The organism is Exiguobacterium aurantiacum, from assembly GCF_024362205.1.
Classification (GTDB): Bacteria; Bacillota; Bacilli; order Exiguobacteriales; family Exiguobacteriaceae; genus Exiguobacterium; species Exiguobacterium aurantiacum_B.
In genome coordinates this window covers 2,458,756-2,470,829 of the sequence record NZ_CP101462.1, presented here as the reverse complement: position 1 = coordinate 2,470,829, position 12,074 = coordinate 2,458,756, and the positions used below count along the sequence as shown (strand labels likewise).

Annotated in this window: 15 protein-coding genes; 8 read left to right on the top strand and 7 right to left on the bottom strand. The window is 51.7% G+C overall.

The annotated features are described in order from the left end of the window. Positions 1-10: 10 nt before the first annotated feature. Positions 11-808 carry a pyrroline-5-carboxylate reductase family protein gene (locus NMQ00_RS12820; RefSeq protein ID WP_255176985.1) on the bottom strand — a complete coding sequence of 266 codons (798 nt, stop codon included), beginning with the start codon at positions 806-808 and terminating at the stop codon, positions 11-13. A 195-nt stretch (positions 809-1,003) separates the two neighbouring features. Here NMQ00_RS12820 and yidD point away from each other — a divergent pair, with 195 nt between their 5' ends. After that, positions 1,004-1,279, top strand: coding sequence for a membrane protein insertion efficiency factor YidD (gene yidD / locus NMQ00_RS12815; RefSeq protein WP_441294622.1), 276 nt, complete (start codon positions 1,004-1,006; stop codon positions 1,277-1,279). Positions 1,280-1,410: 131 nt separating this feature from the next. Beyond that, positions 1,411-2,769, top strand: a complete 1,359-nt coding sequence (locus NMQ00_RS12810; RefSeq protein ID WP_255176983.1) for an alanine/glycine:cation symporter family protein — start codon at positions 1,411-1,413, stop codon at positions 2,767-2,769. An 18-nt stretch (positions 2,770-2,787) separates the two neighbouring features. Here the strand turns inward: NMQ00_RS12810 and NMQ00_RS12805 are convergent, their stop codons facing one another. After that, entirely contained in the window at positions 2,788-3,147 is a 360-nt protein-coding gene (locus NMQ00_RS12805; protein WP_255176982.1) for a potassium channel family protein, read from the bottom strand. Positions 3,148-3,231: 84 nt separating this feature from the next. On the opposite strand from NMQ00_RS12805, the gene NMQ00_RS12800 reads away from it, so the two are divergent. Continuing rightward, positions 3,232-4,473 carry a CYP152 family fatty-acid peroxygenase CypC gene (locus NMQ00_RS12800; protein WP_255176981.1) on the top strand — a complete coding sequence of 414 codons (1,242 nt, stop codon included), beginning with the start codon at positions 3,232-3,234 and terminating at the stop codon, positions 4,471-4,473. 16 nt (positions 4,474-4,489) lie between these two features. Here the strand turns inward: NMQ00_RS12800 and NMQ00_RS12795 are convergent, their stop codons facing one another. Further along, positions 4,490-5,239 carry a sugar nucleotide-binding protein gene (locus tag NMQ00_RS12795; protein ID WP_255176980.1) on the bottom strand — a complete coding sequence of 250 codons (750 nt, stop codon included), beginning with the start codon at positions 5,237-5,239 and terminating at the stop codon, positions 4,490-4,492. A gap of 100 nt (positions 5,240-5,339) precedes the next feature. Between NMQ00_RS12795 and NMQ00_RS12790 the strand changes: the two genes are divergently transcribed. Both NMQ00_RS12790 and NMQ00_RS12785 read left to right on the top strand, forming a co-directional pair. After that, entirely contained in the window at positions 5,340-5,894 is a 555-nt protein-coding gene (locus NMQ00_RS12790; protein WP_255176979.1) for a GNAT family N-acetyltransferase, read from the top strand. Between the two features lie 108 nt (positions 5,895-6,002). Next, on the top strand, positions 6,003-6,812 hold the full coding sequence (locus NMQ00_RS12785) for a DUF368 domain-containing protein (protein WP_255176978.1): 810 nt from the start codon (positions 6,003-6,005) through the stop codon (positions 6,810-6,812). 64 nt (positions 6,813-6,876) lie between these two features. Here NMQ00_RS12785 and NMQ00_RS12780 read toward each other — a convergent pair whose 3' ends face one another. Both NMQ00_RS12780 and NMQ00_RS12775 read right to left on the bottom strand, forming a co-directional pair. Further along, entirely contained in the window at positions 6,877-7,431 is a 555-nt protein-coding gene (locus NMQ00_RS12780) for a methyltransferase family protein (RefSeq protein WP_255176977.1), read from the bottom strand. Positions 7,432-7,538: 107 nt separating this feature from the next. Continuing rightward, positions 7,539-8,387 carry an ABC transporter ATP-binding protein gene (locus NMQ00_RS12775; RefSeq protein ID WP_255176976.1) on the bottom strand — a complete coding sequence of 283 codons (849 nt, stop codon included), beginning with the start codon at positions 8,385-8,387 and terminating at the stop codon, positions 7,539-7,541. A 189-nt stretch (positions 8,388-8,576) separates the two neighbouring features. Between NMQ00_RS12775 and NMQ00_RS12770 the strand changes: the two genes are divergently transcribed. Next, a complete protein-coding gene (locus NMQ00_RS12770; RefSeq protein ID WP_255176975.1) occupies positions 8,577-9,626 on the top strand; it encodes an NAD(P)/FAD-dependent oxidoreductase in 1,050 nt (349 codons plus the stop codon). A gap of 9 nt (positions 9,627-9,635) precedes the next feature. Here NMQ00_RS12770 and NMQ00_RS12765 read toward each other — a convergent pair whose 3' ends face one another. Further along, positions 9,636-10,052, bottom strand: coding sequence for a VOC family protein (locus NMQ00_RS12765; protein WP_255176974.1), 417 nt, complete (start codon positions 10,050-10,052; stop codon positions 9,636-9,638). 102 nt (positions 10,053-10,154) lie between these two features. Between NMQ00_RS12765 and NMQ00_RS12760 the strand changes: the two genes are divergently transcribed. After that, positions 10,155-10,526 (top strand): hypothetical protein, encoded by a 372-nt coding sequence (locus NMQ00_RS12760; RefSeq protein ID WP_255176973.1) that lies wholly within the window; start codon positions 10,155-10,157, stop codon positions 10,524-10,526. Between the two features lie 51 nt (positions 10,527-10,577). On the opposite strand, the gene NMQ00_RS12755 is transcribed toward NMQ00_RS12760, so the two are convergent. Continuing rightward, the gene (locus tag NMQ00_RS12755; protein WP_255176972.1) at positions 10,578-11,450 is read right to left on the bottom strand and encodes a hypothetical protein; all 873 of its coding nucleotides are present in this window, start codon (positions 11,448-11,450) and stop codon (positions 10,578-10,580) included. A 322-nt stretch (positions 11,451-11,772) separates the two neighbouring features. Between NMQ00_RS12755 and NMQ00_RS12750 the strand changes: the two genes are divergently transcribed. Beyond that, the gene (locus NMQ00_RS12750) at positions 11,773-11,997 is read left to right on the top strand and encodes a hypothetical protein (RefSeq protein WP_255176971.1); all 225 of its coding nucleotides are present in this window, start codon (positions 11,773-11,775) and stop codon (positions 11,995-11,997) included. Positions 11,998-12,074: the final 77 nt, after the last annotated feature.

Sequence of the window (12,074 nt, the reverse complement as noted above, 5' to 3'; positions counted from 1 at the left end):
GGTTCAAGGGTCACGTTCTTTCAATCGTAGTCTCAATCGCATCATGGTCTTCTTTCGCGCTCTCACGGAGGGCGGAGGACATGACATCAGCCAAGTCGCGGGCACGGAGGACACCGACGCCACGGTCGGTCGGACCGTCCGGCGCGGCCACGTCCGCGATCAAGTCGTTCGTCGGTCGTGTCTCGTGAAGCAACAGTTCGGCTGAGCCTTTCATCGCCTGGGCGACGATTTGGCGCGCCGTCGCTTCGTCGAAACCGGCATCGGTCAAGACGGGCGTCATCGAACCGACGATCTCATAGAAGAAAGCAGGACTGCATCCGGCGGCGGCCATGAACGCCGACATCGTCTTCGCATCCGTCACCGCTGTTCGTCCGACACGTTCAAACAACGCCGTCGCGGTATCGCGGACCGTATCATCCGTCTCAGGACCGAACCAAAGCCCTGTCATTCCGCTTCGATAGGCGACCGGCGTGTTCGGCATCGCGCAGACGGCAGGGAGACCTGACGCCTCTTCAATCTCGCTCGGTTCGATGTGAGCTGCTACCGAGACGAGGAGCGGCGTGCTCCACGTTTTAGATTGCACGTAAGGAATGACCCCGTCCGGTTGCATCGCGAGGACGACGATGTCATACGCGTTGACATCCTCTTCATCGACGATTTGCACGCCGAGCTCGGCGTGGAGTTCTGTCAGACGTGTCCGGTCACTCCGGTTCGTCATCGTGATTTGTTCAGGAGACAGACCTGAGGCCAGCCATCCGCGGACGAGTGACTCGCTCATCGATCCTGCTCCTACCATTAAAATATTCATTATCGTCACCTCTTCATATAGATTCGGTCGTGTACATGGTGCTTATCATAACAAATGATGCGTCAAATAGCGCCCATCGTGCTCAAATTGTAAAACAAAGGAAAAACAAGACATCCACTTGTCACTTGATTGACGCAGACGTCACGGATGACAAGTTGGCCCGGGCGAGCTATCATGGCAGTAATACTGGAGGCGATGAGAGTGAAACGAGTGTTAGTCCGAGGGATTCAAGGGTATCAGCGGTTCATCTCGCCGTTGAAGCCGCCGACTTGCCGCTTTTATCCGACGTGTTCGCACTATGGCATCGAGGCGATTGAAAAGCATGGCGCCCTCAAAGGTGGATATTTGACGACACGTCGGCTCATGCGGTGCCAACCGTTCCATTCGGGTGGACTGGACTACGTGCCGGACGAGTTCGATTGGAAGGCGCCGTTGCAGCGTGAAAAACCCCCATCTCAGCGAGACGTCTAACCGGCGGCTCGCTGTTTTAGATACAGTTGTTCTTTCCTCGACTTGTTTTATCACAATACTTTTGACAATCTTCTAAGTATTCTGAAAAAATAGAGATGTACTTATTACATAAGGGGAAAGGGGAATAGAACATGGGTCAATCGTTCAGTGAACTCATCGGTACGATTTCAAACTTTGTGTGGGGACCACCGCTCTTGATTTTGCTTGTGGGGACAGGCATTTACTTGACGGTACGACTCGGGGGAATTCAAATCACGAAGTTGCCTTACGCATTGAAACTCGCATTCTCTAAAAATCAGGATAAGTCATCGAAAGGAGACATCAGTCACTTCCAAGCCCTCATGACGGCACTCGCGGCCACGGTCGGTACCGGAAATATCGTCGGGGTCGCAACGGCCGTCGTACTCGGGGGTCCGGGCGCCATCGTCTGGATGTGGGTCTCCGGATTCTTCGGGATGGCGACGAAGTACGCGGAAGCCGTGCTCGCGGTCAAATATCGGGTCACTGATGAACGGGGACAGATGGCCGGGGGGCCGATGTATTACTTGGAGCGCGGCTTGAAGCAACGCTGGCTCGCTGTCGCCTTCGCCGGATTCGCTTCACTCGCGGCGTTCGGGATTGGGAACGGGGTTCAGACGAACTCGGTTGCGATGGCGCTCCAGACGACGTTTGATGTACCGCTTTACGTGTCCGGTATCTTGATCATGATCTTCACGGGTGCGGTCATTTTAGGCGGTGTCAAATCGATTGGACGCGTCGTCAGTTATTTCGTACCTGTCATGATCGTCTTTTACCTCGGTAGCGGGTTGTTGATTATGATCATGAACTATACGCTCATTCCAGATGCCATCTCACTCATCTTCAGCAGTACGTTAAGTCCTGAGGCGATTGGAGGAGGGGCTATCGGGGCTGCGATTCGTTACGGGGTCGCGCGTGGCGTCTTCTCGAACGAGGCCGGTCTCGGATCGGCACCAATCGCGGCGGCGGCGGCAAAAACGGATATGCCGGGACGTCAGGCACTCGTCTCGATGACGCAAGTGTTCCTCGATACGCTCATCGTCTGTTCGGTCACAGGGATCACGCTCGTCATGGGTGGACAAATCGGGTCGGGACTTGAAGGAGTCGCGTTGACGACGGCGACGTTCGAGCAGTTCCTCGGGCCGGTCGGCGGTTATATCGTGACAATCGGACTCGTCATGTTCGCTTATTCGACGGTGCTCGGATGGTCGTATTATGGCGAACGTTCGATTCACTACTTGTTTGGTCAGAAATCGATTATTCCGTATCGGATCGCCTTCGTCCTTGTCGCTGGACTCGGAGCGATGACGACGAATTTGAACTTGGTTTGGGCGCTCTCGGATGTGTTCAACGGCTTGATGGCCATCCCGAACTTGATCGGGTTATTGTTCTTGTCGGGTGTCGTCATTGCGGAGACGAAACGGTTCAATCAGCAGCTCGAGCTCGAGAATCGAAACCGAAAAGCATCTTAATAAAAGACGCCACCATCCTCAAGGGGACGGTGGCGTCTTTCGTTTGCGGACCTCCTCGAGCCGTGCTTGCTGAAGATGGTCGAACACTTTCGTGATGAAGCCGACCATGATACCGACCCCGGTGATGACGTAACCGATCGTGAACACTTTGCCGAGATCGGTCGTTGGAACGAAATCGCCGTAACCGATGGTCGTGAGCGTGACGACACTGAAATATAAGGCGTCGAGCCAACGCATATCCTCGAACCGTGAATAAAATAGTGTTCCTGAGACGATGGTCAGGAAGGCGAGGCTGAACAACACTTGAAACTCAGCGTCCTTCAAACCGCGCCAAATCCCACGGAACATGCGACGAAACGTCAAAATGAATGAGAGCATTTATCCGCCTCCTTTCTTTTATAGGTTTGTTCGCTATGAACAGGGGAACATCCTTTATAGAAAAAGTGGAAAGGGTGACACATTATGACACGACCAATCCCGAAAGAACAAGGGCTCGACCATAGTTTGGCGTTTCTTCGAGAGGGCTATTTATATGTCCCTAATCGCAGGAGAAGCTTCCAATCAAACCTATTCGAAACGCGCTTACTAGGGGAGCGAACCATCTGTCTCGGCGGTGCCGAGGCGGCCGCTTTATTTTATGACGCGGACAAGTTCATTCGGCAAGACGCGGCACCGAAGCGGTTATTGAAAACGTTGTTCGGGGAGGATGGGGTGCAGACGTTGGACGGTGCGGCACACACCCATCGGAAAAAGATGTTCATGTCGCTCATGTTCCCAGGGAATATCGAGCGGCTGACCAAGCTCGTCAGCCGGGAGTGGGAACGGGCGCTCGATGCGGCCGAAGGCGAGACGGTACTCTATGACACGGCGCAAGAAGTCCTCATGCGGTCCGTCTGTGAATGGGCCGGGGTCCCGCTCGGTGAGCATGAAGTGAAACAGCGGACGGACGAGATGCGGTTGCTGTTCGAATCTGGGACGGCGCTCGGACCGAAGCATATTCGAGGACGTGCAGCCCGTACATCGGCTGAGGCTTGGGTTCGGAAGATGGTCGAGGAAGTACGGACGAACCGGTTGCTTCCGAATGAACAGACGGCGCTGTACGAATTTTCATGGCATCGTGATGAGGCAGGCGAGCTGCTTCCGGCTGATATCGTGGCGGTCGAAGTGATCAATATATTACGCCCGACCGTGGCGGTGTCGGTTTACGTCTTGTTCACCGTCCTGGCCTTGCATCAGTTTCCGGAAGCCCGTGCCCGGTTGGCCTACGGTGAGACGGATTCGACATGGTTCGTCCAAGAAGTCCGACGTTTTTATCCGTTCTTCCCGGTGACGGCCGCGCGCGTCAAACAGGATTTTGAATGGGATGGTTTTGCGTTCGAGCAAGGGACGCTCGTCTTGCTCGACTTGTACGGGACGAACCACGACCCTTCCCTGTGGACAGAACCAGAACAATTCAATCCGGATCGGTTCAAAGATTGGACCGAGAGCCCGTTCACGTTCATCCCACAAGGTGGCGGGGATGTGGATTTTGGTCATCGCTGCGCTGGGGAACATGTGACGATTGCGATTATGCGTGAAACGATCGACGTGTTTTTGACACGTTATCGCTACGAAGTGCCGCCCCAAGATCTCAGCTATAGTTTTGTGGACTTGCCGAGTTTGCCGAAAAGTAGGCTCGTCTTGAAACAGATTGAACGCAAATGAGTCGCCAAAAGGCGACTCATTTTGTATGCAACGCTAACCGTTTCGTGATCGGTTGAATCGTGATGTTCGTATCGACCATACGGTTATCCCGTTTTGGTTCGTCCGCTCGTTCGATTTGCCACGACGTGTCATGCAACTCTTTTAAACCGAGTGCGATGTCATAGAAAGAATGGCTCGGGTTGCCGTTCAATTGATACAGTCCCGGCCCTCGTTTCGTCAAGATCTCGAACAAGGCATCAGCCGTGTCTTTTAAAAACGAGCAGGACGGATACCAGTGCGTGCTGGCGACGATCACACCTTGCCGCTTCATCTCGTTCTCAAAATAATCCATCATATTGTTCGAACCCGGGCCATCTCCAATCTGCCAACCGAGGCGGACGATTTGGGCACCTGGATTGGTCCGGGCGATTGTTTCTTCACACGCCCGTTTATAGGCGCCATATTCGTCCGTTGCATCAGGTGGTGTGTCCGGGGTGATCGGTCCGGTCACGTCGTCGGAAAAGACGGAGACGGTGCTCGTGAAGAGAAATGGGATCTTGTACTCCCCGCATAGACGAGCGAGCGTATCGGCCCATTCGACGGCACCCATGCCGATGTGAAGAAAATAAGTCGGTCGGACCGATTCGATGAAGGCTCGCATTTCGGCCTCGTCTGATGTGGACACTTTCGTTCGGTCCCAGGCGACCGGATCGATGCCATGTTGTTGTAGCGTCTCGGCGACGACAGGGGCGACGGTCCCGTTCATGCCTGTCAAAATTGCTTTCATTGTTCATTCCTCCCTTCTGTTTGTATCATCCCACACTTTCCGGTCACACAAACCCTTTGAATGACGCTTTATGCTAGACTGATGGATGGAGGCGATAAAGATGAACATTCGAAAAGCGAGACCGGATGACAGCACACAAATCGCGCCGCTCGTTTACGCGGCGATTCATGAAATTGCGTATTCGTTGACCGGCACGTCTGACCAACAGCAAGTACTCGAGCGACTCTCGATGTGGATTGGTCAGCCAGGAAACCGGTTGAGTTACGAAAACGTTTGGGTGGCAGAGACCGAGGCGACGATTGCGGGTATTTTGATTGCGTATCATGGCGAACGGGCAACACGGTTGGATGAACCGATCAAAACGTGGCTCAAAGCACAAGGACAGCCGGACGACCTTGATGTCGAAACGTCAGGGGATGTCTTATACATTGACTCGGTCGCTGTCGACGCATCGTTCGGCGGGCGTGGGATTGGGACGAAACTGATTCAACAAGCGATCGATCATGCCCGTGAGACGGGTATCCCGCAAGTCACGCTCAACGTCGACCAGACGAACCCGGCAGCCGGGAGGTTGTATGAGCGTCTCGGCTTTAAAAAAGAGAAAGAGATCGACATCTCCGGAGGACGTTTTGATTATATGACGCTCACACTTTGACTGACGGGTCGATTAATCAATTCTCAGTCTTAAAACCGATGCAAAATGATTAGGACTCGGCTATACTAAATGCTTGAAATGAATCAGTAGCGAAAAAGGAGATCATGTATGGAATGGAAAAATATCCTGCGCGGCATCGCGATGGGGACGAGTGACTTGATTCCTGGCGTCAGCGGCGGGACGATTGCAGTTATTTTAGGAATTTATGACCGGTTGATCGAAGCGATCAGCGGGATTTTCAGTCGACATTGGAAACAGCACATCTTGTTCTTGATTCCACTCGGGATTGGGATGGCGGGTGCGATTTTAGGTCTCAGCCGCGTCATTGAGTTTTTGCTGCTTGAATATTATGAGCCGACCCAGTTCTTTTTCATCGGGCTGATTCTCGGCATTATCCCGTTGCTCTTGTTTGAATTTCGATCACGTGCGGTCATGCGTCCGGTACATATCCTCGCCATGGTGATCGGGGCCATCCTTGTGGCGAGCATGGCGATTATCAAACCGGCCGACACGGCCATCATTACGGAACTTTCGACGGGGACGGCGATTTTGTTGTTCTTCTCGGGTTGGCTCGGCAGTATGGCCATGTTGTTGCCAGGGATTAGCGGCTCGTTCGTCCTGCTCCTCATCGGCGTCTATCCGACCGTCATCAGTGCATTATCGAACTTGAATATCCTCATCATCGGCATCGTCGGTCTTGGGGTGGCGGTCGGCTTCATCGTCAGCAGTAAAGTGATCCGCTATTTACTTGGTCATTTTCCAGGTATGACGTTTTCCGTCATTTTAGGCCTTGTCATCGGTTCGCTCGCGGTCGTCTTCCCGGGTCTCCCGGAAACGACGCTCATGTGGGTGCTCAGTATCCTCTCATTCGTGGCAGGCTTTATGATCGTCCGTCTACTCGGGCGTTTCTCAGTATAAAAAACATGCACGACCGTCAAATTGATGACGGCGTGCATGTTTTTGTTTATTCAGCGATTGTTGCTCAATAGATGAACGGGATCAATCGTTTACGCGACTTGGCCCACGTTCGATACGCGCTCCCAAAATGAGAGGTCAGCATCTTCTCTTCAATATGAATTCGCCATAATAGCGCCAAACCAATCGAGAATGTGCCGAATAAGGCGATGCCCCAATGCGTAAAGTACAGCGAGAACCCGAGCGTGATAAACAGAAGGCCCGTGTAGAGCGGGTGACGTAAATAGCGATACGGCCCCGAACTGACTAGTTCATCTTCGGGACGAACGACGACATGGCGGGTGAACTGATGGCGCAACTGCCCGATGCCCCAATAGCGGAGCGACACTCCGGCTGCGTAGAAACCGAGTCCGAGCAGACGCTGTGGAAGCGTTTGACGTACATCCGTCCAGACGGATAATCCAATGGAAACCGCGAACACGGTGACCATGATGAACGAAACGATATAAAAACTGGCGTGCTCACTGGCGCCGTCGGTCGGCTCGGACCGATTTCGGTAACGCCAAATTTCATATAGCCAAGCGACCGAGATGAGAATGAAAAACCCGTCTAACCAATCCATAACAAGCCTCCTTTCTCAATATCTTCCATTCAATACCCGTGTCTTCCTCCCTAAAAACGCACGCTGAATGAAAAAACGTCTCGCAATGTGCGGGACGTCTTGGGAAGTTAGCGGGCATTGGCAAGCAGGGCCGCCGCAGCCTGTTTGGCATGTGGCGCATCGTTTGGCTCGTCTTTGATCAAGTGATACGTGAGACACATCGGTTTTTCGGTCCGCGGGTCGCGACCAATGATGGCATCGATATGGAACACCTGTCTGAGTACGAGCGGACAAATGACTTCCTCGGCCGTTCCTGTCGCAAGCACTTCGCCTTCTTTCATCGCGACGATGTGATCGGCAAAGCGAGCGGCCTGGTTCAAGTCGTGGAGGACCATGACGATGGTTCGGCCTTGTTCTCGATTGAGCGTCTCGAGCAGTTCGAGCACTTCGAGCTGATGGGCCAAATCGAGGTATGTCGTCGGCTCGTCCAAGAAAATTAAATCGGTCTCTTGGGCGAGTGCCATCGCAATCCATACACGTTGACGTTGCCCTCCTGAGAGGGCATCGACGCTGCGATCTTTATAGGCAAGCGTTCCCGTCACATCAAGTGCCCAATCGATGACTTCGTGGTCATGTTTCGAGAGGCGGCCAAATCCGGATTGATAGGGGAATCGACCGTAGGAAACGAGTTCACCCACCGTCAGGCCTCCGGCACCTTCCGGCGTTTGGGGCAAGATGGCCATTTTACGGGCAATCTCTTTCGTATTACATTTCGCGATGTCAGCCCCGTCCAAATGCACAGAGCCGTTGGATGGGGACAGAATCCGTGTCATCGCTTTTAAGAGCGTCGATTTTCCACAACCGTTTGGTCCGATGATTGTCGTGATTTTATGGTCGGGAATCGACAAGCTCAATTGTTTAACAATCGTCTTCTCCCCATATCCGACCTCGATATCCGTCGTATGTATCCGTGACATAGTGGATTCCCCTTTCCATAGATGACGCCCATGATAATGATTCTCAATATCGAATCTACTATAGCAAGACCGACACATCGTGTCAATGTTTGTTTGATGTCAAAATAGATTGTCGAGCGACCTGTTTCACGGTATAGTGAATGAGAATGAGAATCAATGACGTTGGAGTTTTGAGGAAGGGTGAGGGCGATGAGCGAACAAGACCTATATGATGTAACAATTATTGGAGGCGGACCGGCCGGGCTATATGCGACGTTTTATAGTGGTCTCCGCGGGATGAAAACGAAATTGATTGAGTTTCAACCGCATCTTGGCGGCAAGATCCACGTCTATCCAGAGAAGATGATTTGGGATGTCGGCGGTGTCACACCGACGACCGGGGCCCGACTCATCGAACAACTGGTGGAACAAGGTTTGACGTTCGATCCGACCGTCGTGCTCGGAGAAAAGGTCGAATCGATGACGAAGGACAATCAAGGTCATTTTGTGCTTGATACGACGAATGGACGCCATGTATCCAAGACGGTCATCGTCGCGACGGGAAGTGGCATCCTGCAGCCGCAGAAAATCGAGATCAGCGGCGCAGAGCGCTTCGAGGTCTCCAACTTACATTATACGGTCAAATCGCTCATGGCGTTCAAAGGAAAGACGGTGCTGATCTCAGGGGGCGGCAACAGTGCCATCGATTGGGCCAATGAGCTCGAACCGATTGCTGAGCGCGTTATTTTAACGTATCGGAAAGAAGCGCTCAAGGGACATGAGTCACAAGTCGATAAATTACTTTGTGGCCGTGTCGACTGTCGGTTGCATACGCAAATCGAAGACCTCATCTCCCGGGACGGGACGACGATTCACGCGGTTGAGCTCGTTGATTGCGGGACAGGTGAACGTGATTTCGTAGAAATCGACGAGGTCGTCATCAACCACGGGTACGAGCAGGATACGGCGCTTCTCGGTGATTGCGAGTTGCAGGTCGAGATGGTGGACGGTTTTTACGTGAAGGGCAATGCGAGTAGCGAATCGTCGGTGCCAGGCTTATACGCAGCTGGCGACATTTTGACCCATGAAGGAAAAGTCCATCTTATCGCGGGCGCTTTCCAAGATGCGGCCAATGCTGTCAACCGGGCGAAGACGTTCATCGATCCGGACGCCACGAAAGCGGCGATGGTGTCCTCGCACAACGAACGGTTAAAGACGAAAAATCGTGATATCATCGAGCAGGCATTACAAAAGCAGTGAGGGTCTCCCTCACTGCTTGCTTGTTGTCGGATAGTCACACAGTTCGACGATGACACCGCCCGAATGACGGGGGTCCATATAGATGAGACGTCGGCCTTTTGCCGTCGTCCGCAACGTGTCCTCTAAAAAGGAGATGCCGTCCTGTTTGAGCGACTCAATCGATTGGTCTAAGTCGTCAACCCGGTAGGCGATATGGTGGACGCCTTTGCCTCGTGCTTTCATGAAACGGGCGATCGGACTCGTCGGGCTCGTCGGTAACAACAGTTCAATCACATCGTCACCGACGTGGATGACGGCGATCTCGGTCTCGACGCCGACTGCCGTGTTCGTGTAGCGGTCGACGAGCTTCCCTTGTAGGACGGTCGTGTAAAAAGAAATCGCTTCGTCTAAATCACGGACGGCGATTCCGGTATGGTCAATATGCATCATAATCCCTCCTCACACTCTAGTTTGACGAAACTTGAACAAAATGTCACTTCACAACGTTTTATCGGAATCCGATATACTGAAAGAGGGAGGGACGGCGAAATGAACGGAAAGATCACTCTTGGATTGATCAGCGCGTTCGCGCTGGTGTCATTTGTGTTTGGACTCTCACTTGCGACGTTTGTCGATTATCGGATCAATGAAGAACAAGTCGTCCTGGAACGATTGACGACACATAAAAAAATTGGTCCTTCCGAAATCTTGTCGACGGAAGTGGACTTTCATTTGAACGGTTCCAATTACGCCCTTCGTTTCGCAGACGAGCCGCACATTACCTATTGGTTCAACGTGGCAGATCGTGAGATTCAATTCGATCGAATCGAATCGTTGGACCGACGCGATACGGGTCTTAGAACCGATCTTTTTGAAAAGATGCCACCGCTCGCGATGGACTCGACAAACGCTGCCGAATAAAAACACGAAACGAACGAGTCCGGTGAAGGACCCAGAACGTTTCGTGTTTTTTTACTGTACAGAAGGATAAGGGGTCAATTCTTTTAAAAATGTATGAGTGCTAACAGATGTTCGGGTGGCTATTTGTTTTAGTAGGGCGTATCGCAAGCTTGGTTGGAGCGATGTCACGGTGACCTTGACGTCCTGAATCTCTTTCAATTTTATGCAAGATGATTGTTGGAGGAACGAGAGACCTTCTCGGGTCGTCGTTGAATCGCACGTCATGTGGAGCTCATGAATATGCAAGCGAGAGAACTCGATTCGGCTATACATCGTTCCCACGACAGCACCGTTTCGTCTTAATGAATGGAACGCACCTTGCTTTCGATGACATTCGTCGATGGCTCTAGCCGAAAGCGGTAAGGCGCCTGGCAAAAGACGGGCGTACTGATTGCGGGTCGATGACCATAACGCATACGTTTCCGGATGTTCAAGGCAGAGTTGCCATTGCGCGTATGTCTCTTTTTGGAACGGTAGTACAGGTAAATCATAGACGGTTGACTCGAGATGAGGTGTGAATCCGATGGCGGTGAATGAATTGAATCGTTGAAAAGCCTGCGCGTTTTGGACATTTAAAGAGACCATCGTCTTGTGTCCGATATGCGGATGGAATTGATACAAGACGCGATCGATCAACCCACGCAATGATGCGAAATTTTTATAAGCGGCATCAGTCATGCGAATCTGGTGGGTGGTGGGGAGGTCACGAACATCCACGGCGATGGCGGCCACGAGCTCGTTTCCTAGCCAACCGGTGTACAACGAGCACTGCGGTGGGAAGCTGAACAGATTCGGGACGTGCTGTGGGGGATATAAATTGTGGAGCAACGGTCGAAGATGGGGCGGAAGTTCACGACTTTCTTTGATTGTAAAGGTCTGCTTCATCCGAGCGATCCTACTTTCTCTAGAAAATGATTACCCTTAAATTGTAAGCGCTACCACATTTAAATACATGTATTAAATTTATGAACATTTATTGGGAAATTAAAAGCGTGTTTTTTCAAAAAAAATACCCGAAATCTTTTCCGATTTGACGTCGGAATGGCTTAAGGATAGGGGTATATCTAGATAATGCATGCTTAGAGAGGTTTGATGACGGAAGATGAAAGAGGGTGTGAGATTTGTTAAAACGCAGAACGATCCAAGTCATATTAAATGAAAAAGACATGCTATACTGATGAATAAGAAACAAGTCAAGGAGACGACTATGCGATACGTTATAAGTTTTTGGTTGTTGGCAGTCATGTTCATAGGTACACCGCATACGACACAGGCGGAAACGAATCCGATTGTTGTCCATGAGAACGTCATCGTTGACGAAGCGGTAGAACTATATGAAGGATTTCGCTCACCGAACGAGATGGTGTTCATTTTTGTATTGATTGTGTTATTGTCCGTGGTCGGGCTTGGGATTATCAATGCCATTGAATAACGTGAAAACGTTCACAAAAATGCAATATCTGAAACGGAAGCGGTTTCAAATCTGATTTATACTAAACGTGTAGGAAG